24 protein-coding genes and 2 tRNA genes are annotated in these 21667 nt (G+C 39.7%); 21 read left to right on the forward strand and 5 right to left on the reverse strand.

Going from position 1 to position 21667, the window contains the following annotated elements; genetic code table 11:
* Nucleotides 1–83: 83 nt before the first annotated feature.
* The 6 genes from V7659_RS18595 to tsaD all read left to right on the forward strand — a co-directional run bounded on the left by V7659_RS18595 (nucleotide 84) and on the right by tsaD (nucleotide 3066).
* Nucleotides 84–157 (forward strand) — tRNA-Met (locus V7659_RS18595).
* Nucleotides 158–160: 3 nt separating this feature from the next.
* Nucleotides 161–237: transfer RNA gene (locus tag V7659_RS18600), tRNA-Asp, on the forward strand.
* A 188-nt stretch (nucleotides 238–425) separates the two neighbouring features.
* Nucleotides 426–881, forward strand: coding sequence for a tRNA (adenosine(37)-N6)-threonylcarbamoyltransferase complex ATPase subunit type 1 TsaE (gene tsaE / locus V7659_RS18605; RefSeq protein ID WP_335541297.1), 456 nt, complete (start codon nucleotides 426–428; stop codon nucleotides 879–881).
* Nucleotides 878–1576: a tRNA (adenosine(37)-N6)-threonylcarbamoyltransferase complex dimerization subunit type 1 TsaB gene (gene tsaB, locus V7659_RS18610; protein ID WP_335541298.1), complete on the forward strand. Its 699-nt coding sequence runs from the start codon at nucleotides 878–880 to the stop codon at nucleotides 1574–1576. The genes tsaE and tsaB overlap by 4 nt, the downstream gene beginning before the upstream one ends.
* Before the next feature lie 21 nt (nucleotides 1577–1597).
* A complete protein-coding gene (rimI, locus tag V7659_RS18615) occupies nucleotides 1598–2047 on the forward strand; it encodes a ribosomal protein S18-alanine N-acetyltransferase (protein WP_335541301.1) in 450 nt (149 codons plus the stop codon).
* Nucleotides 2044–3066, forward strand: a complete 1023-nt coding sequence (tsaD, locus tag V7659_RS18620) for a tRNA (adenosine(37)-N6)-threonylcarbamoyltransferase complex transferase subunit TsaD (protein ID WP_335541303.1) — start codon at nucleotides 2044–2046, stop codon at nucleotides 3064–3066. The genes rimI and tsaD overlap by 4 nt, the downstream gene beginning before the upstream one ends.
* 281 nt (nucleotides 3067–3347) lie before the next feature.
* On the opposite strand, the gene V7659_RS18625 is transcribed toward tsaD, so the two are convergent.
* The gene (locus V7659_RS18625; RefSeq protein WP_335541304.1) at nucleotides 3348–5267 is read right to left on the reverse strand and encodes an ABC transporter ATP-binding protein; all 1920 of its coding nucleotides are present in this window, start codon (nucleotides 5265–5267) and stop codon (nucleotides 3348–3350) included.
* 177 nt (nucleotides 5268–5444) lie between these two features.
* Between V7659_RS18625 and moaC the strand changes: the two genes are divergently transcribed.
* The 7 genes from moaC (at nucleotide 5445) to V7659_RS18660 (ending at nucleotide 11356) form a co-directional block, all read left to right on the forward strand.
* Complete coding sequence (gene moaC, locus V7659_RS18630) at nucleotides 5445–5942, forward strand: cyclic pyranopterin monophosphate synthase MoaC (protein ID WP_335541305.1); 498 nt, start codon at nucleotides 5445–5447, stop codon at nucleotides 5940–5942.
* Between the two features lie 35 nt (nucleotides 5943–5977).
* Nucleotides 5978–6640 carry a redox-sensing transcriptional repressor Rex gene (locus V7659_RS18635; protein ID WP_335541307.1) on the forward strand — a complete coding sequence of 221 codons (663 nt, stop codon included), beginning with the start codon at nucleotides 5978–5980 and terminating at the stop codon, nucleotides 6638–6640.
* A gap of 196 nt (nucleotides 6641–6836) precedes the next feature.
* On the forward strand, nucleotides 6837–7589 hold the full coding sequence (locus V7659_RS18640) for a sulfite exporter TauE/SafE family protein (RefSeq protein WP_335541309.1): 753 nt from the start codon (nucleotides 6837–6839) through the stop codon (nucleotides 7587–7589).
* Between the two features lie 150 nt (nucleotides 7590–7739).
* Nucleotides 7740–8363 carry a YhbD family protein gene (locus tag V7659_RS18645; protein ID WP_335541310.1) on the forward strand — a complete coding sequence of 208 codons (624 nt, stop codon included), beginning with the start codon at nucleotides 7740–7742 and terminating at the stop codon, nucleotides 8361–8363.
* A gap of 12 nt (nucleotides 8364–8375) precedes the next feature.
* Nucleotides 8376–9098, forward strand: coding sequence for a polymer-forming cytoskeletal protein (locus V7659_RS18650; protein WP_335541312.1), 723 nt, complete (start codon nucleotides 8376–8378; stop codon nucleotides 9096–9098).
* Nucleotides 9099–9115: 17 nt separating this feature from the next.
* A complete protein-coding gene (locus tag V7659_RS18655; RefSeq protein WP_420491745.1) occupies nucleotides 9116–9829 on the forward strand; it encodes a cytoplasmic protein in 714 nt (237 codons plus the stop codon).
* 12 nt (nucleotides 9830–9841) lie between these two features.
* Nucleotides 9842–11356 carry an MDR family MFS transporter gene (locus tag V7659_RS18660; RefSeq protein ID WP_335541314.1) on the forward strand — a complete coding sequence of 505 codons (1515 nt, stop codon included), beginning with the start codon at nucleotides 9842–9844 and terminating at the stop codon, nucleotides 11354–11356.
* 308 nt (nucleotides 11357–11664) lie between these two features.
* Here V7659_RS18660 and V7659_RS18665 read toward each other — a convergent pair whose 3' ends face one another.
* Together V7659_RS18665 and V7659_RS18670 are read right to left on the reverse strand one after the other, a co-directional pair.
* Nucleotides 11665–11883, reverse strand: coding sequence for a YdiK family protein (locus V7659_RS18665; protein ID WP_335541316.1), 219 nt, complete (start codon nucleotides 11881–11883; stop codon nucleotides 11665–11667).
* A complete protein-coding gene (locus V7659_RS18670) occupies nucleotides 11880–12602 on the reverse strand; it encodes a CPBP family intramembrane glutamic endopeptidase (protein WP_335541318.1) in 723 nt (240 codons plus the stop codon). The genes V7659_RS18665 and V7659_RS18670 overlap by 4 nt, the downstream gene beginning before the upstream one ends.
* A 373-nt stretch (nucleotides 12603–12975) precedes the next feature.
* Here V7659_RS18670 and groES point away from each other — a divergent pair, with 373 nt between their 5' ends.
* Together groES and groL are read left to right on the forward strand one after the other, a co-directional pair.
* Nucleotides 12976–13263 (forward strand): co-chaperone GroES, encoded by a 288-nt coding sequence (groES, locus tag V7659_RS18675; protein WP_026565252.1) that lies wholly within the window; start codon nucleotides 12976–12978, stop codon nucleotides 13261–13263.
* Between the two features lie 108 nt (nucleotides 13264–13371).
* Complete coding sequence (groL, locus tag V7659_RS18680) at nucleotides 13372–15006, forward strand: chaperonin GroEL (protein WP_026565251.1); 1635 nt, start codon at nucleotides 13372–13374, stop codon at nucleotides 15004–15006.
* A 161-nt stretch (nucleotides 15007–15167) separates the two neighbouring features.
* Here the strand turns inward: groL and V7659_RS18685 are convergent, their stop codons facing one another.
* Both V7659_RS18685 and V7659_RS18690 read right to left on the reverse strand, forming a co-directional pair.
* Nucleotides 15168–16286 carry a site-specific integrase gene (locus tag V7659_RS18685; RefSeq protein WP_335541320.1) on the reverse strand — a complete coding sequence of 373 codons (1119 nt, stop codon included), beginning with the start codon at nucleotides 16284–16286 and terminating at the stop codon, nucleotides 15168–15170.
* Between the two features lie 18 nt (nucleotides 16287–16304).
* Nucleotides 16305–16844, reverse strand: a complete 540-nt coding sequence (locus tag V7659_RS18690; protein WP_335541321.1) for a helix-turn-helix domain-containing protein — start codon at nucleotides 16842–16844, stop codon at nucleotides 16305–16307.
* Nucleotides 16845–16976: 132 nt separating this feature from the next.
* On the opposite strand from V7659_RS18690, the gene V7659_RS18695 reads away from it, so the two are divergent.
* The 6 genes from V7659_RS18695 (at nucleotide 16977) to terL (ending at nucleotide 21337) form a co-directional block, all read left to right on the forward strand.
* Nucleotides 16977–17252 (forward strand): helix-turn-helix domain-containing protein, encoded by a 276-nt coding sequence (locus tag V7659_RS18695; protein WP_335541323.1) that lies wholly within the window; start codon nucleotides 16977–16979, stop codon nucleotides 17250–17252.
* Between the two features lie 30 nt (nucleotides 17253–17282).
* Nucleotides 17283–17555 (forward strand): helix-turn-helix domain-containing protein, encoded by a 273-nt coding sequence (locus tag V7659_RS18700; RefSeq protein WP_335541324.1) that lies wholly within the window; start codon nucleotides 17283–17285, stop codon nucleotides 17553–17555.
* A gap of 103 nt (nucleotides 17556–17658) precedes the next feature.
* Nucleotides 17659–18663, forward strand: coding sequence for a hypothetical protein (locus V7659_RS18705; RefSeq protein WP_335541326.1), 1005 nt, complete (start codon nucleotides 17659–17661; stop codon nucleotides 18661–18663).
* Nucleotides 18664–18986: 323 nt separating this feature from the next.
* The gene (locus V7659_RS18710) at nucleotides 18987–19520 is read left to right on the forward strand and encodes an ERCC4 domain-containing protein (protein WP_335541328.1); all 534 of its coding nucleotides are present in this window, start codon (nucleotides 18987–18989) and stop codon (nucleotides 19518–19520) included.
* Nucleotides 19521–19537: 17 nt separating this feature from the next.
* Entirely contained in the window at nucleotides 19538–20086 is a 549-nt protein-coding gene (locus V7659_RS18715; protein WP_335541330.1) for a hypothetical protein, read from the forward strand.
* Between the two features lie 66 nt (nucleotides 20087–20152).
* Nucleotides 20153–21337, forward strand: a complete 1185-nt coding sequence (terL, locus tag V7659_RS18720) for a phage terminase large subunit (protein ID WP_335541333.1) — start codon at nucleotides 20153–20155, stop codon at nucleotides 21335–21337.
* Nucleotides 21338–21667 lie beyond the last annotated feature (330 nt).

Consider the following 21667-nt stretch of genomic DNA (forward strand, 5'->3'; position numbering starts at 1 on the left):
AGGACGTTGCCAGGCGGTTTAAAAAACCATGTATAATTACTTGGTTTAGTAATATAATATTATGGTGCACTAATTTTTATTGTCGCGGGGTGGAGCAGTCTGGTAGCTCGTCGGGCTCATAACCCGAAGGTCGCAGGTTCAAATCCTGTCCCCGCAATTTGGTCCGGTAGTTCAGTTGGTTAGAATGCCTGCCTGTCACGCAGGAGGTCGCGGGTTCGAGTCCCGTCCGGACCGCCATTTATATTGTAAAATGAGTACGAAACAAGGTTTCGTCTTTTTTTTATGCCTTTTTTTGCTCAATTGTAAAAAATCAGGTAAACTACATATGAAATAGGTACCCTTAGGAGCTATCCTAAGGTTTTTTTGCAGATAAATAAGGTAAAATGAAGATATGTGCCACGATGTTAAAATAAAAAGGTGATTGAATGAAACAATTCGAACGAATTACAACGGATTCTGAGGAGACTTCCCTATTTGCCGAAAGATTGGCTGGACGCTTACAACCAGGGGATGTCATAGCACTGGAAGGTGATTTAGGTGCAGGAAAGACAACCTTCACCAAAGGGTTGGCTAAAGGCTTAGAAATTAAGAAAACCGTCAACAGCCCGACATTTACCATTATTAAAGAATATAAAGGAAAATTGCCATTATATCATATGGATGTCTATCGGGTTGCGGATGCCTTTGAAGACCTTGGATTTGATGAGTACTTTGAAGGGGACGGAGTGACGGTAGTTGAATGGGCCCATTTGATTGAAGAGCAGCTTCCCGAGGAAAGACTAACCATCTTCTTGTATCGTGAAGAAGGGGACCAAAGACGAATGGTTTTCAAACCACAAGGAAAAAGATATGAGCAATTATGTAAGGAGACATTTTCATGACCATATTAGCGATTGATACTTCTAATTATGCATTAGGAGTTGCGCTTTTAGAAGACAACCAAGTACTTGGTGAATACATCACCAATTTAAAAAAGAACCATTCAGTTCGAATTATGCCTGCTATTCAAACACTGATGAAAGATTGTGAGCGGGTTCCTGCTGATATAACGAAGATTGTGGTAGCCAAAGGACCAGGCTCCTACACAGGAGTTCGAATTGGGGTTACCATTGCTAAAACGTTAGCCTGGACCCTAAACATTCCACTTGTCGGTATTTCAAGCCTTGAAATCCTAGCATCAGGTGTCAGCCGTTATTTTGATGGCTATGTATCGCCTCTATTTGATGCCAGAAGGGGACAAGTGTATACGGGATTATACCAAAATCATGGCAGTGAATTCCTAACGGTTCAAGAGGATCGCTTGGTCATGTTAGCGGATTGGGCAGAGTCTCTAAAAGGGGCCGGTAAATCAATCTTATTTATCGGGAATGATTTATCATTCCATCAAGCAACAATCGCTGACCATTTGGGATCTCAGGCTGTTTTTGCAGCGATTACGGAACATAACCCTCGTCCATCTGAGCTTGCCCTTCTTGGCAAGGATAAACCTGGAGAGGACATACATTCTTTTGTTCCGAATTATATCCGTTTAGCTGAAGCAGAAGCGAAATGGTTAGAAGCGAAAGGAAAAATATGAAATGGATAGGAATAGAGAGTTATGGTAGATTCATTTGTTTTTCGTAACATGAGGGAAGAGGATATTGACCAAATCTTAGAAGTAGAGCATGCATCCTTTACAACTCCATGGAGTCGTGATGCTTTCTATAATGAATTACACAATAATCGATTCGCTGTTTATATTGTTTTAGAAGAAAATAATAAAATTCTTGGATACTGCGGGGCATGGATTGTCATTGACGAAGCCCATGTTACGAATGTAGCGATCTTGCCTGAATTTAGGGGCCGGAAACTGGGGGAAGCTATATTGCGAAAAATGATGTCAGTAGCCCGGGAGATGGGAGCAAAGAGCATGACACTTGAAGTGCGTGTGACCAATCATGTGGCACAATCTCTATATCGAAAGCTAGGCTTTCAAAATGGAGGAATCCGTAAAAATTATTATTCTGATAATCAGGAAGATGGTTTAGTGATGTGGGTAAATTTATGATAAAAGATCAATGGATTATGGGAATTGAAACAAGTTGTGATGAGACTGCTGTCGCAATCATTAAAAATGGCCGTGAAATCGTTGCGAATGTTGTGGCATCGCAGATTGAAAGTCATAAACGTTTTGGCGGTGTTGTCCCGGAGATTGCTTCCCGCCACCATGTTGAGCAAATTACCATTGTTACGGAGGAAGCATTAAAACAAGCAAATATTACGTTTGCTGAGATTGATGCAATTGCTGTCACAGAGGGACCTGGGCTAGTCGGTGCCCTGTTAATCGGGGTAAATGCTGCGAAGGCATTAGCTTTTGCTCAAAATAAACCATTAGTTCCCGTTCACCATATTGCCGGACATATTTATGCAAATCGTCTGGTAACCGAAATGAAATTCCCGCTCCTTGCTCTCGTCGTTTCAGGCGGGCACACAGAGCTGGTGTATATGAAGGAACATGGTCATTTTGAGGTGATTGGGGAAACAAGGGACGACGCTGCAGGGGAAGCCTACGACAAGGTAGCGCGTACATTGAATATGCCGTACCCTGGCGGACCTCATATTGACCGCTTGGCGCAGACTGGAAATCCGACGATTAACTTACCTCGGGCATGGCTGGAGGAAGGCTCCTATGATTTTAGTTTTAGCGGATTAAAGTCTGCAGTTATTAATACGGTCCATAATGCTGAGCAACGCGGAGAGGTGATTGCCCCTGAAGACTTGGCTGCAAGTTTTCAAGACAGCGTCATTGAAGTGTTAGTCACAAAAACAGAAAAGGCTGTCGCGGAATACGGTGTGGAGCAAGTTTTAATTGCTGGCGGGGTTGCCGCAAATAAAGGACTTAGACAGGCGTTAGAGAAGGTTTTTTCACAGAAACCTGGGATTGAATTAGTCATCCCACCATTATCGTTATGCACAGATAATGCTGCAATGATTGCTGCGGCGGGTAGTGTGATGTTTGAAAAGGGAATTCGAGCAAATTTGACGTTAAACGCCAATCCTGGACTTGATATTGAATTATATAATTAAAAACTCTTCTGGATAAGAAGAGTTTTTTTGTTGATAAGATTTTTTTTGAAATTGTGGGCATCATCATAAATGTGGATAAGTGGCCTTTATGCTGTGTATAATGTGGATAAGTTGAGGTTTTACTGTGGATATTGTGGAAAAGTGAAAAAGGCATTGAAAAGACTTTGTTTACAATGTGAATAAGCTTGTGGAAAAGTGAATAATTTTTTTAAAAAGTGCATTTATCGAATGTTGTCGATATATGTCTTATTAGAAAGAAAAAACCGAGCACTGCTCGGTTTTTACTCTGCCAGCTCCGCCCATGCTTCCATTAGTTGCTCGAGTTCCGCTTTGGCTTTTTCATTTTTTAAGTTGATTTCTAATACTTTTTCATGATTTTGAAAGATATCAGGATCACATAGTTGCTGTTCGAATTCCTGAATTTGTTCTTCCAGTTCTCCTATTCTTTGTTCCACTTCTTCTAATTTTCGTTTTCGCTGACGTTCTTGTTTCTTACTTTCCTTATCCTGTTGATAAGTATTTTTCTCAAATGCCTCCGATTGTGAAGAACCCATTTTAAAATCCGCTAGTGCTAGGGCAGCAAGTTCTTCCTGCTCCAATTTCTTCTCAACATAATAATCATAATCCCCTAAATACTCTGTACTGCCATGGCGGCTCAGTTCTAAGACCTTTGTGGCAATTCGGTTAATAAAATACCTGTCATGTGAGACAAAGAGAATCGTGCCAGGGTAATCGATTAATGCATTCTCAAGAACTTCCTTGCTATCTAAATCCAAATGGTTAGTAGGCTCATCCAAAATTAAAACATTGGCTTTTTCCAACATAAGCTTAGCTAAAGCAAGTCGAGCTTTTTCCCCGCCACTTAAAGTAGAGACAATTTTCAAGACATCATCACCGGAAAATAAGAAATTACCAAGAACTGTTCGAATCTCTTTTTCGTTTTTTAACGGGTAGTCATCCCAGAGCTCATTCAACACACGCTTGTTGGAAGTTAATTCCGCCTGTTCCTGATCGTAATATCCGATGGAAAGGTTTGTTCCATAGAGAATGGTTCCGTCTAGGGCAGGCAGCTTTTTAATAATGGTTTTTAATAAGGTTGATTTACCGATTCCATTTGGGCCCACTAAGGCAATGCTCTCTCCTTTATAGGCACGAAAAGAAATGGCCTCTGAAACCTTTTCCCCCTGATAACCGACAGCAAGGGAATCAACTGTTAACACGTCATTGCCGCTTTGTTTTTCAATTTCAAACGAAAAGGTTGCCGACTTTTCATCCCCTAAAGGGCGGTCCATCAGTTCCATCTTCTCTAACTTTTTGCGACGGCTTTGAGCACGTTTGGTCGTTGATGCACGTGCTAAATTCCGGTTGATAAAATCCTGAAGATCCGCCACCTCTTGCTGTTGTTTTTCAAAAAGCTTTAAATCACGATCATAATTGGCCGCTTTCTGATCAAGGTAGGAACTATAGTTGCCTGTGAAGCGTTGGATTTGCTTGCGGGAGACCTCATAGACCTGGGTAACCACTTTATCTAAAAAATAGCGGTCATGGGAGACAATTAAAATAGCCCCGTGATAACTTTGCAAATATTGCTCCAGCCAGGAAAGTGTATCAATATCGAGATGGTTGGTCGGCTCGTCCAATATTAAGATATCAGGCTTGGTTAATAGCAGCTTACCAAGAGCAAGCCGCGTTTTCTGCCCACCGCTTAAGCTGGATATCATTAAGGTCTTGTCTGGAAAATTTAACCCATGAAGGACCGAACGAAGCTCTGCCTCGTATTGATATCCACCCTGCTCCTTAAATTTCACTTGAAGATGGTCGTACTCTTTCAGGATTCTCTCGTATCTTCCATTGTCTTCAAATACATGGGGGTCGGCCATTTGTTCTTCAAGGGTTCGGAGTGACTTTTCCATTAACCGCAGCGGTTCAAAAACCGTCAGCATCTCGTCCCATATTGACAAAGTGGACTCTAAACCCGTATTTTGTGCTAAATAGCCAATCATTACTTCTTTTGGCTTGATGATTTCACCGCCATCATGCGACAAGTGACCAGCAATAATCTTCAATAATGTCGATTTTCCTGCACCATTGCGCCCAACTAGAGCCACACGGTCTCGAGTTTGTAATTCTAATTTAATATTCGATAAAATAAGGTCAGCACCATAATATTTTTGTAGTTGATTAACCTGTAACAAAATCATTCTTATTCACCTCTATACATAGGTTTAGTGTACCTTATTCCCCGTAGGTCGGCAATAAACTGCGATGCAGATTAGGTGGCTGAAAGTCTTAAAATCGACAAAAACCTTGATTTTCGCTCAAAGTTTCACAGACAGATAAGGAAAAATAGTGTATGATTTGAAGGGAGGATTTTTTATATGGCAGAATTTACGCATTTTAATGAAGAAGGCCGAGCAAAAATGGTCGATGTCAGTGATAAGCCAGAAACGGCACGGACGGCACTTGCTCATTCCAGTATTATTGTTAAGAAAGAAATTTACGATAGAATTACGAATAACGAGATAAAAAAAGGCGATGTCTTAGCAGTGGCTCAGGTAGCTGCGGTCATGGCAGCAAAGAAGACGTGGGATTTGATTCCGATGTGTCATCCGATTCCCTTAACAGGGGTTAATATTTCTTTTTCTTGGGAACAGGAATCTGAAGAGAATTATCGTTTAAATATTTCTGCAGCCGTTAAAACCAAGGGGAATACAGGAGTGGAAATGGAAGCGTTAACAGCTGCTTCAGCATGTGCTTTAACGGTTTATGATATGTGTAAAGCCGTTGATAAAGGTATGGTGATTGGACCTACATATCTTGTCGAAAAAACGGGTGGTAAAAATGGTGATTTTAAGAGAAATGAAAAAGTTAAATGATTTTTAACTAAATTATCCATGGGGTGTGGGAGATTATGAGTAATGAAACAATGAAAATACCACAGGCGACAGCCAAACGGCTGCCCCTTTATTACCGATTTCTTAAAAACCTGCATTCTTCCGGTAAGCAAAGGGTTTCATCAGCCGAACTAAGTGAAGCCGTAAAGGTAGACTCAGCCACGATTCGCCGCGATTTTTCTTATTTCGGGGCATTAGGAAAAAAAGGTTATGGATATAATGTCAATTATTTGATTTCCTTCTTTCGTAAAACCTTGGACCAGGATGAATTAACAAAGGTTGCCTTAATAGGGGTAGGGAATCTGGGCACCGCATTTTTAAACTATAATTTTTTAAAAAATAATAACACGAAAATAGAATGTGCCTTTGATGTCGATCCAGAAAAAATGGGAACGACAATTCGTGAAGTCCCGGTTTATCATATGGATGAATTAGAGAAGGTTTTATCTGAGGGAGATATTTCCGTTGCGATATTAACGGTTCCAGCCCCAGTTGCACAGATGATTACTGATCGACTGGTGAGTTCGAATGTAAAAGGGATATTAAACTTTACGCCAGCACGCTTAAATGTTCCTCCACAAATTAGGGTCCATCATATAGACTTAGCAGTGGAACTACAATCGCTTGTTTATTTTTTAAAGCATTATCCGACGGTGGAATTAGAGGAAGAAGAACAGTAATTAGTTAAGAGCTTTTCACAAATTTGTGGAAAGCTCTTTTGTGTGTTTAAAACGCGATTCAGATATGATTTTAAATTATTTAGTACAATAGTAGATGAACCTGTTATTTTCATTTTAAATCAGCCTGAAATTAGGACTATTAAATAATACATTTCCTAGAGGGACATCTAGGGTTTTGCTATCGGAGGGGATGAAGTTGGCGATCGTGCTGACTATGTTTGTACTTGGGGTTTTATTAGGATTTGTCGGAGCAGGAGGTTCTGGCTTTATTATTGCCATTTTAACAGTTGTTTTTGGAGTTCCCATCCATGTAGCGTTAGGGACATCTTTAGCCGCTATGATGTTTACTACCTTGTCAGGTGCCTATAGTCATTTTCGACAAGGAAATATCTCGATTAAAACGGGTCTAATTGTAGGAGGTTTTGGTTCAGTTGCATCCTATCTTGGTTCAAAGCTAACTGGTTTGATTCCGATCCATTCTTTGCATTGGTTAACAGCAGGGATGTTATTTCTATCAGCAGTGATCTTGGTCGTACGCTTATTTATTGTTCAAAAAATAAAGGCAAACTACAAAAAAGAGGCATCGAACAACCTTCTTCTCATTAAGAAAGCGGCATTAGTCGGATTGGTTACCGGATTGTTGTCTGGGACATTTGGGATTGGTGCTGCACCGTTCATTCAAATCGGATTGCTTTTAATTTTGGGACTTACACTTAAACAATCAGTAGGTACAACCATGCTAGTTATTCTGCCGATTGCTTTAGCAGGGGGAGTTGGCTATTATTTTCAGGGATACTTGAACTTTCCACTGTTATTTGAAGTGGTGGCAGGAACCATGATTGGCTCTTATGTTGGGGCCAAGTTTACAGACTTTGCACCTCAGCCTGTATTAAAAAGTGCGATGGTCCTGACCCCTATTTTAGCAGGAGCTATTTTACTCATAAGTTAAAGAAAACTAGAAAAGAAAAGCTCTAAAAGGTCTTTCGCGTTAATCAACGTGAAGGGCCTTTTTTTTAATTAGGACAACCTAATATTTACATATATACTTTACATGCGTAACAGTGTTATGTTACATTGTTTGTAGAAAGGGGTTTTCATTATGAGTGAGGAATTAATCTCAAAGAAAGACCTATTAGAATTAGCGGGTATATCCTATGGACAGTTATATAGATGGAAACGAAAGGACTTAATCCCGGAAGAATGGTTTGTGCGCAAGTCTACGTTTACAGGGCAAGAAACTTTTTTTCCTAAGGAAAAGATCTTAGAAAGAATCGAAAAAATTCAAACTATGAAGGAGAACTTATCCTTAGATGAGCTAGCGGATATGTTCTCTCCTAATGTAGCATATTTAAATTATAGCAAAGATGAATTAATAAAACGTAACATTGTTTCGACTGCCGTTATCGATTTTTACTTAGAACAGGAAAAGGGCAGTCTGGATTTTAATTTTACAAGAATGCTGGAAGTGTTTGTTTTAGAGAAATTGCTTCAATCGGGTGAAATAAACCTAGAGGAAGGAAAAATGGTCTTACAGGTGTTAAAGGAGCATAAAGCATTAATTAACCCCAAAAGCTGCGAGTTAGTGATTACTCGGAAGTTGGGGATGTCATCCTGTCTGTTACTCATAAATGCAGAAGAATTTCATTTTGAACACAGCACGAAGGTAGTCACTCAGCTCTCGCTGATGAAGTGCATGGAAGAGATTAAAGCGAAATTATTTTAAAGGAGAATGACGATGGATACGAAAAGCAGAGGAGACTTGGTGATTAATGGCTTCGGTGCATCCAACGGGGGGCAGTTCCGCGTTGTTACATTAAATGGCAGAGGGACGATTAACAGCGATTTAGAATGTATGGAACTTGATTGTAATGGTTCAGGTATCCTTAATGGCAATGTTATCTCTGAGAAAGTAAAGGTGAACGGAAATGGGAGGTTCAGAGGGAATCTCGAGGCCCAAAACCTATCAATTGATGGATCAGCACGGATCGACAAAAACCTAACAGTGGAAAAACTAAAGATCTCTGGTAAAGGAACGATAGGCGGCAAGGTCAAAAGTGAGGAAATAAAAATTGAGGGGACCTTTACGGTCGGGGAGGATTGTGAAGCGGAAATCTTTAAAGCAGAATCGCAGTTTACGATTGGCGGACTTCTAAATGCCGACCATATCGACATAAAGATGTTTGGAGAATGTAAAGCAAAAGAAATCGGCGGGCAAACGATTACGGTTAAGCAGAAAGGTTCATCCTTAGTCGGTAATTTGCTTAAATCCTTTTATAAACCACAGCTGGAAGCGGAATTAATCGAAGGGGACAAAATTGAACTCGAAAATACTACCGCCAAAATCGTCCGCGGAAACCAGGTATCGATTGGTCCAAATTGCCAGATTGGTCTAGTTGAATATACCGAGGAATTTTCGATGGATAAAAAGGCCGTTGTTGCTGAAAACAGAAAGATTTAATAGGAGGGAAAAGCGAGATGATGGAAAAGAACGGAAATCTCATTATCAATGGATCGGGAAGCTACCCTGGCGGCCGTTATGATAAAATCAGTATCCGCGGGGAAGGGACCATTATGACTGATGTGGAATGTTCGACTTTCAAAGTATATGGCACAAGTGAAGCTACCGAAAATGTTAAAACAGGATCAGTAAAAGTATTTGGTGAAGCTGAGGTCAAAAGGAATATGGAAGCCGAGGATACACTTGTGATGGGGACGATGATGGTCGGCGGCAATGCTCACTTGAAAAAAATCAAGATTTTAGGATTGCTGGAAGTCGGCGATGGACTTACTGGAGATGAGGCAAACATTAAAGGAAGTATTGCAGTGAATGGTGATGTGGAATATGAGACATTTGACTCGAGTGGCGGTTTTGAGATTAAAGGCTTACTGACAGCGGATACCATTAAGGTTGGTCTTCGTTTCGGGCAGAGCAGTGCCGAGGAAATCGGCGGCGGGAAAATAACGGTGAAAAAAAAGAGTAACACACTGCTGCCCTTTGGAAAAGAGATCGGGTCCCTTAGTGCGAAAGTTATTGAAGGGGATGACATTTATCTTGAAAATACAAAAGCAGATATTGTCCGCGGTAACAAGGTGAAAATTGGCCCCGGCTGTCAAATCAGAGTGGTGGAATACAGGGACGATTTCACGCATGATTCAAAGGCAACGGTAAAAATAACGACAAAGATATAAGGGAGAAATGTGATGGTGACGAAAGAAAGTAAATTAGGATTAGTGGTTGCGGGGCTATTGCTGGGGATTTTGATGGCCTCGATGGATAATACGATTGTTGTAACAGCGATGGGAACGATTGTTGGCGATCTTGGAGGACTAGAAAGCTTTGTCTGGGTTGTTTCTGCGTATATGGTCGCTGAGATGGCGGGGATGCCTATCTTTGGTAAGCTATCGGATATGTATGGGCGAAAGAGATTCTTTATTTTTGGGTTGATCCTGTTTATGGCAGGTTCGGCATTGTGTGGAACAGCTGAAACCATCACGCAATTAAGCATTTATCGGGCGATCCAGGGAATTGGCGGCGGAGCGCTGGTACCGATTGCCTTTACGATTATGTTTGACTTGTTTCCACCGGAGAAGCGTGGAAAAATGGGCGGTTTGTTTGGGGCTGTATTTGGCTTATCGAGTATTTTTGGGCCATTGCTTGGCGCGTATATAACAGACTATATCAGCTGGCATTGGATTTTCTATATTAACATGCCTCTAGGGATTCTTTCACTGATCTTTATTACTATCGCCTATAAGGAATCTCCAATTCACAAAAAACAAATTATTGATTGGTCGGGAGCTGTAACCTTGGTGGGAGCGGTTGTTTGTTTAATGTTTGCGCTTGAACTTGGGGGACAGAAATATGACTGGGATTCTACGGTGATTTTGAGCTTGTTTGGTGGATTTGGGCTTCTGTTTTTAATCTTTTTATTTGTGGAGACTAAAGCGAAGGATCCGATTATATCCTTTTCGATGTTTAGGAACCGCTTGTTTGCAGGCAGTACCATTGTTGGCTTATTTTATGGGGCAGCATTTATGGCAGCAACGGTTTACATCCCGATTTTTGTGCAAGGGGTGTATGGCGGAACGGCCACCAACTCTGGGTTGATATTATTGCCAATGATGCTCGGTTCGGTCGTTACTGCACAAACGGGCGGCTTCTTAACGACAAAGATGAGTTACCGAAACATCATGTTTATCTCCGGAGTGATTTTGATTGGCGGCTTATTGTTATTGAGCACGATTTCACCGGATACACAGAGAGCAGTATTGACGCTTTACATGATAATTATCGGTTTAGGGGTCGGCTTCTCCTTTTCTGTGTTAAGTATGGCAGCGATTCATCCGTTTGGAATGGAACAAAGGGGCTCTGCCACATCGACAAGTAATTTTATACGTTCCTTGGGAATGACGATTGGAATCACCATTTTTGGTACGATTCAACGAAGTGACCTCAAAGAAGGATTGGAAAATGCTTTTGCAGGAATGGGACCGATGCCAAAGGGACAGAGTTTCGGGGATTCGCGGGCCTTATTATCGGAGGAAGCAAGAAAACTAATTCCCTCACCAATTCTCGACAAAATCACAGAAGCGCTCTCAAATTCCATCGTCCACACATTCACATGGGCACTCGTCCCAGCAGGTTTAGCTTTCCTATTTATCTTTATCCTTGGGAAAGAGCGGATGGTCATTAACAAGGGGCAAGAGTCGAAATAAGTGTTTGAAAAAGTAACTGATTCAAATTAGGTGAAAAAAAGCCTTTTTTGAGTCAGTTTTTTCGTGGTTTGGGACTTACTCATGAGGATCAGTCCTGGATATTAGTAAAGAAAAAGCTCTTTTTGCCTGTTTTTTATGGGGTTTTCATGTTGCGATTTGTTCTATCAGCGAATTTACTTGTCCAATCAGCGAATATGAGGGTTTAATCGGCGAATTTGGACTTCCAATCAGCGAATTTCAGCTTCCAATCAGCGAATTGTAAAAAGGTGTCAGGCACCATGTGAAGAATTCACATGGTGCCTGACACCTTAATTTTTTTTCTGCTTCTTTTTCTTTAACTGATCTTTGTATTTGATGTGAAAGATGATCATTTTTAGTCCTGAGCCAAAGTCAAAGGTGGCTAATAATATAAGGAGGTAGCTGAAAAACCCCCAGCCGTTACTTTGAACATGATCAATGGCGAAATAGGTAAATAAACCGCCAAGTAGAAAGTATATCAATCCGGAAAACAGTGGTGAACGTCTCATAGAAATCCTCCGATAAAGTTTTGAACGGCCTCGGCTTGTCTTTGCAGTCGTTCGATATCGTCTTTATATATAGACTGAACCAAGACAACCATGGTATTCATCGCGACATGGGCAAATATTGGCACGAAAATAGATTTAGTCATGACATAAAGAAAAGCGAACGTAAAGCCCATCGCGGAATAAAGCAAAATGTGCTGGAATTCCATATGTGCTGCGGCAAATATGACCGAACTAATAAGTGCAGAGATAAAGAAGTTATAGCGATTATGAAGCGATCCGAAAATGATTTTACGAAAAACGATCTCCTCTAAGATGGGTCCAATGATACTCGTCACAATGATCGCCAAGGGAAAAGCCTCGATAATCTTCAGAATACCCTTTGTGTTTTCAGAACCCATTTCCACCCCTAATAGGTTCTCAATGATTGCCGCAACATACTGGGCAAAAAGGGCAAGGAAGATGCCTGCAATAGCCCATATCACTGAATGACCAATTGAACCTTCCTTCTTGCGAAAGCTGCGATCGTTCATTTCCTTCCGCAGCATTAAAAGAATGATTAATAAGGCAATTGTAAAACTAGCGAGGAGCCATGAAGGAACCGCAAGGCTTTGGTTAATCCCAAAATATTTAAATCCATACAAAAAGAGTGGTACACCGATTAGACTGGAAAACTGCATGGCGATGTAAACAATTATGATCATCCAATAATTCCGTTTCAAATATCTAGTCCCCTTTAGATTCCGTTTTATAAATTTTGACGAATAGTCATTAATAATCATCCATTTTCAAGGATGCCAAATCGCTCAAACCTTAATTTATACTATTCTTCATTTTACTCTTAAAACCAGGATTGTTTCAATTTAGAAATACTTTTATCAAAATAGGTATAGAATACTGTGTTTTTCGCATACTTTATAAGGTTGTCTGAAGGGAGCATTATACGATTTTGCTTCTCAATTTTTTTTGTAAAATTTTATGCTTCACACTTGCAAAAGATTTTGAGATTCATTATTATAATAATTGTGTTAGCACTCATTAAATGAGAGTGCTAATAAGTCAGAATTACATATATCTTTGAGGAGGTTGTTTGATTTGTTAAGACCATTAGGTGATCGTATTATCATTGAGCTTGTTGAATCAGAAGAAAAAACTGCAAGCGGGATCGTATTACCGGATTCAGCGAAAGAAAAGCCTCAAGAAGGAAAAGTTGTTGCCGTTGGTACTGGCCGCGTACTTGAAAGCGGAGAGCGTGTAGCACTTGAAGTTTCTGTAGGTGATCGTATTATCTTCTCAAAATACGGCGGTACAGAAGTTAAATATCAAGGTACTGAATACTTAATCCTGCGCGAATCAGATATTCTTGCAGTCGTTGGCGCTTAATTTAGAAAAAGTGCAGCGCCCTTTAATAACTAATAATAGGGCGTTTGAGCCTGACAAATAGATAAGTTTACAATAAACAGTTAAACAATATGAGGAGGTTTTTAAACAATGGCTAAAGAGATTATGTTTAGTGAAGATGCACGCCGCAAAATGCTTAGTGGTGTTGATGCTCTAGCAAATGCAGTAAAAGTTACTCTTGGACCTAAAGGACGCAACGTGGTTCTTGAGAAAAAATTCGGTTCACCACTAATCACAAATGACGGTGTAACAATTGCAAAAGAAATCGAATTAGAAGATGCATTCGAAAACATGGGTGCAAAACTTGTTGCTGAAGTAGCAAGCAAAACAAATGATGTTGCTGGTGACGGTACAACAACTGCAACTGTTCTAGCTCAAGCGATGATTCGCGAAGGCCTAAAGAACGTAACTGCTGGTGCGAACCCAATGGGTATCCGTAAAGGGATCGAAAAAGCTGTTGCAACTGCTGTTCAAGAATTAAAAGCAATTTCTAAACCAATCGAAAACAAAGAATCAATCGCACAAGTTGCTTCTATCTCTGCTGCTGACGAAGAAGTAGGCCAATTAATTGCTGAAGCAATGGAGCGCGTTGGCAACGACGGCGTTATCACAATTGAAGAATCTAAAGGTTTCACAACTGAATTAGATGTAGTAGAAGGTATGCAATTTGACCGTGGTTACACTTCTGCATACATGGTAACGAACACAGATAAAATGGAAGCTGTCTTAGAAAATCCATATATCTTAATCACTGATAAGAAGATTTCTAGCATTCAAGAAATCCTTCCAGTTCTTGAGCAAGTAGTTCAACAAGGCAAGCCACTATTATTAGTTGCTGAAGATGTTGAAGGTGAAGCACTTTCTACTTTAGTAGTTAACAAGCTTCGCGGAACATTCAATGCTGTTGCGGTTAAAGCTCCTGGCTTTGGTGATCGTCGTAAAGCAATGCTTGAAGATATCGCAGCATTAACTGGCGGGGAAGTTATCACTGAAGAGTTAGGCCGTGAACTTAAAACTACTCAAATCGGCTCTTTAGGTCGTGCAGCTAAAGTTGTTGTGACTAAAGAAAATACAACAATCGTTGAAGGTGCAGGAGATACTAATGAGATCGCTGCACGTGTGAACCAAATCCGTGTTCAATTAGAAGAAACTACTTCTGAATTTGACCGTGAAAAATTACAAGAGCGTTTAGCTAAATTAGCTGGCGGTGTGGCAGTAATCAAAGTTGGTGCTGCAACTGAGACTGAATTAAAAGAGCGCAAACTTCGTATCGAAGACGCATTAAACTCTACTCGCGCTGCAGTTGAAGAAGGTATCGTATCTGGTGGTGGTGTAGCCCTTCTTAACGTATACAGCAAAGTAGCTGAAATCCAAGCTGAAGGCGACGTAGCAACTGGTATCAACATCGTATTACGTGCGATGGAAGAGCCTGTCCGCACAATCGCTCACAACGCTGGCCTTGAAGGATCTGTTATCGTTGACCGCTTAAAGCGCGAAGAAATCGGCACTGGTTTCAACGCTGCAAACGGCGAATGGGTAAACATGATTCAAGCTGGTATCGTTGACCCAACTAAAGTAACTCGTTCTGCATTACAAAACGCTGCATCTGTAGCTGCTATGTTCTTAACAACTGAAGCAGTTGTTGCTGACAAACCAGAACCAGCTGGCTCAGGCATGGGTATGCCTGACATGGGCGGCATGGGTGGAATGGGCGGCATGATGTAATTAGGGTTTTAAAACCTTGTTATATCAACGTTTAAAATGATAATATGCTTTTCTTGTCCTCGGATTTGTCCTCGTTTTAATAAAAACACGGCAACCTATGACAAAAAAGCTAACTATTGGAGAAGGTCTTTCATCAGTTTGCTAAACTGTTGGGAGGCCTTTTAATCCATATTGGCGGTCATATGAGCATAGATATTCATTGTAGTATTAATATCTGTATGTCCAAGTCGCTGTTGTATTTCTTTAATTCCAACTCCAGCTTCAATCAATAATGAAGTGTGGGTATGTCTAAATGAGTGTGGAGTAATGTTCTTTTCTATTTCTGCCTTTTTCAGAAGTCTTTTAAGCCGGGTCTCAACAACTTTTCTTAATTGTGGATGCCCATCCTCTCGGGCAAAAATAAATCCGTTATCTTGGTAAACAAGTCTGTTTTTTAATTTAATCTCATTTTGTTTAAACCGATGCTTTTTTAACATGTTGATCAGCATTTCATCAATCTTGATTGTACGGACAGAGCCCTTTGTCTTTGGCGTTAAAAGCTGATATTTTTCAAAATGATTGTTAGGGTTATAAAGGGTTTTAGTAACTCGAATAGCACCTTGCTTTTCGTTAAAATCCCCCCATTTTAATGCCAGTAATTCACCTATTCGTAATCCGGTATAGGAAAGTACCGTGAAGACGAGATGATCCATTTCAAGCCCGTCTGAATAGGCTAATTTAAGAAAATGGGCAAGCTCTTCTTTTTCAAGAAAGACAATATTCTCTTCTGCTTTCTCCAGTTCTTCAACACTTTGCTGCTTTTTAGGCATTTTGAAATCCTCAGTAGGATTATTTTTTATTAGCCCTTGAGTTAATGCTTTCCGAAAAATCATTCTTCCACAAGCATGAATACCATCCATATAATTATGGCTGTATTTCTCGTTTAATTCCAGGATCCTTTCCTCATACATTTTCTTAGTAATACGGCTTATAGGATACGGACCCCAAACACTAATAAAATGCTTCATTTCCTTTTCCCTGGCTCTTACGCTGCTAATCTTTACGCCACTGTGACCATATGTTTTAAGCCAGTCCTGGGCGAATTGCTCAAAAGATATATCGGATTCTTTGATAAAGGTGCCATTTTGAATTTCTAATTCTACAAGGCGTGCTGCTGCCTTTGCTTCTCGTTGTGTTTTAAAGCCACCTTTAGATATCTCTTTTCGTTTTTTAGTGAGTGGGTCCAACCCTAAATAAATATGATAACTCCATGTTTTCCCTCGTTGTCTGAATTTTGCCATGTTAGCTTAGCTCCTTTATCATTTTTCAATATAAATTTCAAAAAGTTCATTTAGGGATCTATCAATTTCTTCCTTTTCTTTTAGAGCTAATTTTAAAAGTTCATATTTTTCCGATGGTGAAAGTCCACCTTTTTTAATTCCCATTCCAAAGCCGTTTTTCGCTTTAAGGATAGAATTAAAGATTTTCTGTAAATGATCTAGCTCTTTATTCTCTTGCTTTCCGATGGCGTGATCACACGTTAGAAAAAATAATATATCATGTATTTTTAAAATTTGTTCTCTTACACTAGGTTCAGCTTTACTAAGCATTTGATTAAAGTCTTCAGTGTAACGAATAACTTGGTATTCATCAAAGTTAACAATGTCATCCCCCCTTGTAAGGTAATCCATTGAAACCCCAAAATATTTGGCTATTTCTAAAACTAAGCCAAAATCAGGGCTTCGATCCCCACGTTCATAATTGCCTAGAGTTGTAAAAGGAATCCCCAATTCAGAAGCTAATTCCCTTAAAGTCATGTTTTTCCTTTTCCTTAGTTCCCTGATCCGTTCTCCAATCATAATACTTTCCTCCTATTGAGTAATTACACTTTAATATTACACAGTTCGAGTACAAAAATCAACTTTAATTACTCAAAACGGGTTGTTATTATTAATTTGTACCCGAATTGAGTAATTAATGGAGGTGTGATTATGGAGTGTACACTACAAGTTAAGCATGAACAGTACCTAAATATTGATGGAGCAAAAGTAAAAATTGCAAGGGTTGAAAAAGACTGGACAATATCAAAACTTGCAGAAAAGTCAGGCGTAACAAGAAAAACCATTGGAGAAATTGAAAGAGGAAATAAAAAAAGAATACGTCCTTCTACAATTCAACAAATTGCTATTACGCTAGATAAGCAAGTCGAATATTTTTGTACCAGAATTGAAAAAAGGATAGAAGGAGTGGGATTGGATGAACTTTAAAATGGATTTACCAAGGGGTGAGGTGGAAACATGCTTGAAATAAAGCTGGATGATGATGAGTTAAAGGCCCTTTATTTGGCTGAGGTACAAAAGCGATTAGACAAAATCGAACTTCAATCAATGCTAATGGATACAAAGCAATTGTGTAAAATGCTCTCGTTATCATGGCCCACAATAGAAAAACTATTCCTTAGTGATCCAAACTTTCCATCAATACGAATAGGGAAGAAGTGGGTATTCAACCGAAAACAGGTCCAGGACTACATTGACCGTTGGTCTAATGAAAAGAAGAAAAATGCTTAGGTTAACATTGGATTCAATAGTCAGGATCACGAGTTTGTAGTTAATTATTGGACTAATTTAAAGGTGATCCAACCTTAAAAAATATGAAATTAGTGGTGAAATCTTGAAACAATCACACTTTTTCAAAGTATATCAATGGTTATATAAAAATGAAGGATATGTGACCAAATTGACGGATTTAGAAAAGGTCCTACTTATGCTCATATCATCCGAAATGAATAGAAAGGAAACCGCAGGAAATTCCTCAGGGAAAGCGATAATAATGCGGTTTAGTCATTACTGGTTAGCTGCTGCATTATCCACCAATAGGGTTAAAGTATCAAAACCTTTAAATAACCTGGCAGCATACGGGATTTTTGATTACACAAGCGGTTATAACGTGAATGGGAAGCATACTGCACCAAGCACGATCCGTAATTTAGCGACAGAAAAGTTTTTTGTACCGGTTGACCGTTATACGTTCGAGAATTTGTTGTTTGAAAAGTTAAAAGACAAAGAAATCAAGTACCGTCATATCGTTGTCTATGCCTTATGTAAGTACATAGAGCAATTTGAGGGCGGCTCTGTGAGCGTAAGAGAGTTTGGAAAAATGTTGGGCATGACTTCACAAGAAATTAAATACACCCGAATCAAGACGCATTTGGAAGATTTAAAAACAATGAAATTAATTAACTTTCAAAAAGGACATGGCAAAATTACGGGGGTTGAGGTTCACATATTACCCCTTAGTCGTACAAAGCAATTCCAATTAAGAGAAAAGGTAAGAGCAGAGGGCGAAGAAAAGCGGTTTGCTGAGTTGGGAATTAAACATAAAGATGTTGCAGCGGGAATTGAGGATATGCCAGCTGCAGAAAGTTTAGAAGATGTTATCTGCAATGTTAAAGATATATTTGCCAAGAGGACAGGCAAAAAAGCGATATTGACCGCCGAACAAAAAAAGCGGATTTTAGGGTCAAATTTGACCGTCAAAGAAATGCACCAATCCATTCAGCCGTTTTTTAATGATAGGTCTGATGTTATCCGTAAAACCGATGGACAATCTATTTTCGGACATTTTGTAACCTACCTTTCACTCATTCAGATACAAAAAGTTCAAGGACAAATGTAACCAAAATACCCGATTCAAAATCAGTCAAATGTAACCAAAATGCACTATTTCAAAATAAAATTACAAATTATGGTATTAACAAGCGTAACCAAAATGGCCGAATAATCGGGCAAAAAGGTTACGCTAAATAAAGATAAAAGAATTAAAAGATATATATAACTTATATAGTGTAAATAAGTTATATAGTTATCACCCCAAGTTCTGATAAGCAAGAAATAAAAATCGGTGCATAGCCCTTACCAAAGTTTTATATGCAAGCATGCCTTTTTTAAGAAAAACATTTTCCCTGGAAAGGTAACAAATGCCTCATAGGCGGTGACTGTATGCTGAAATATCGTTATTCAGATAGTGAAATAAAAAAACTCTTGTCTACTCTCATGGTATTGATTGATACCAGAGAACAGAAGAACAAACACATTATAGATTATTTTGATTCAAAAAAGATTCCCTATAAGGTTATAAAGTTGGATACAGGTGACTATTCCGCGATGCTTCCAAAATGCGAAGATATGGGGCTGCAAAGAGACTTATTTATCCCAGTAGCTATTGAACGCAAAAACAGTTTAGACGAGCTGATAGGTAATTTTAAAGCGGATAACCGTACTACTTTTCAGAATGAGTTGATAAGGTCTCAGGAAACCGACTTTGTTTTAATGGTTGAGCAAAAAAACGGGTATGAAGATATTTTGACCCATAATTATCGTTCTGCGATGAAGCCAGCATCAGTGATTGGCTCATTAAAGTCATTTGAGAGCTGCTATAAATTCAATACGATTTTCATAGATAAACAGCTTTCGCCAACTTGGATGCATCATCATCTTTATTACAAGACCAGGGATGAATTACAGCGGTTATGAAGAAGGGCGGTGAAACCATGAAAAAGGCTCCATACGAGCAATTAGAAGGAGAGAGCTCAAGGGCATTTGAGGCATTTAGAATCTATCGTGATCTGGGGCCTGCAAGGAGCACGGGTAAAGTACAGGAAAAAACCGGGAAAAATCTCAGATTGTTAGAACGCTGGAGCTCGGAACACAGTTGGGTAGAGAGGGCTCGGGCATTTGACCAGCATATGGACAAAAAAGCAATTCAAGAAATGGAATTGCAGCACAAGGAAATAAAAATGTTGGAAACCGAAGTTATTTACACCGCTTTTAAGAAAATCAAAAAAGGGATTGATGCCATGAATCCGGAAGGCATGACTCCAAATGAGTTAGCCAAGTGGATAGAAACGGCGGTAAAGCTAGGACGATTAATCCATGGTGAAAGTACAGAAATATCAGAGGTTAACCATACTGGAGAGGTGAAAGCAAAGCATGAGTATGACATTTTCCAACGAGTCGACCAATATAAAGAAGTTTATAAGAAAATCGCAGAGCGAGGAAGAATTAGCAGCGTTGATGAAAGAGACAGTGATAACGAATAGGTATATTCCTCACGACCCAACACCCAAACAGGCAGAGTTTTTATTATTGCCGGATAAAGAGGCGTTATATGGGGGAGCTGCAGGAGGGGGAAAAGCGATGCGCTTCTGATGGCAGCATTACAATATGTTGATGTTCCAGGATACTCGGCCATCCTATTCCGGAGAACCTACAAGGATTTGGCGTTACCGGGAGCGTTAATGGACCGTGCTCACCAATGGTTGGATACAACCGATGCTCATTGGTCTGAAAATGCTAAGACCTGGACATTTCCATCGGGAGCGACCTTAACATTCGGTTATTTAGCTTCTGAAAACGATAAGTACAATTACCAGGGTGCTGAATTTCATTTTATAGGTTTTGACGAAGGCACGCAATTTGAGGAAGCACAATATCGTTATCTGTTCTCTCGTTTGCGCAGGTTAAAAGGTTCCAGTGTACCGTTAAGAGCCCGAATTGCTTCCAATCCTGGGGGCAGAGGGCACAATTGGGTTCGGCAAAGGTTTCTAGTAGAAGGTCAGAGCAAAGGCAGGATATTTGTTCCGGCTACACTAGAAGATAACCCTTATTTAGATACAGAAGAATACGAAAATAGTTTATTAGAGTTAGATTATTTAACTCGTGCACAGCTAAGGCACGGGGATTGGGACATTCTTCCGGACGGCAATAAATTCAAAAGGCATTGGTTTAAGATTGTAGATGATTACCCGAGGGATGGCAAAGTCGTTAGATATTGGGATCTAGCAGCGACCGAGCCGAAAGAGGGAACAGATCCGGATTATAGTGCCTCAGCAAAAATCCTGCAAAAAGACGGTCAATATTGGATTTTGGATGTACGGAGAGATAGATTAACTCCAAAGGGTGTAGAACAATTTGTTTATAGTACAGCTATGGAGGATGGTAGAGGGATTCCAATCTTTATGGAACAAGAGCCTGGGAGTTCTGGTGTCAATACTATTGATTATTATGCTCGAAAGGTCTTGGTGGGTTTTGACTTCAAAGGGCATAAAACAACTGGCAGAAAAGAGATCCGAGCCAATCCGGTTTCTGCTGCGGCTGAAAATGGTAATGTACATTTGGTGCGTGGTCCGTGGATCAATGATTTTCTTGATGAAATCACAAGTTTTCCGCAGCCCGGAGTGCATGACGATATGGTAGATTGTGTGTCTAGGGCCTTCTTAAAACTAACTGAGGAAAAAGATAGAAAGTTTGCCATTAGCCCTATGGTTACTGGTTTAAAGCGAAAATATTAAGCAAGGATAGAGGATGGAATCCAAATGGTTTCGTCCTTTATTTATAACTTGTGAATAAAAGGAATTCTAACCCGTAGAAAAAACATGATGAAAGTTAATGAAATGTACATAACCTTGAGGAAGTGATTGTCGTCAAAAGAGTATAGGAAATGGCAAAATTTTATATTTTATAAAGACGAAATCCAATATAAAGGATAAAATAAGGTAGATAACTAAGGAAAAATTACAGGGGGATTAATGTATGGCAAGCGAGGAAAAGAATGGGAAAGTTTTATCTTTAATTAATATGAAGGGTGGGGTTGGCAAAACTACTCTTAGTATAGGTATAGC

Origin of the sequence: Neobacillus drentensis, assembly GCF_036966985.1 — a bacterium.
GTDB lineage: Bacteria > Bacillota > Bacilli > Bacillales > Cytobacillaceae > Neobacillus > Neobacillus drentensis_E.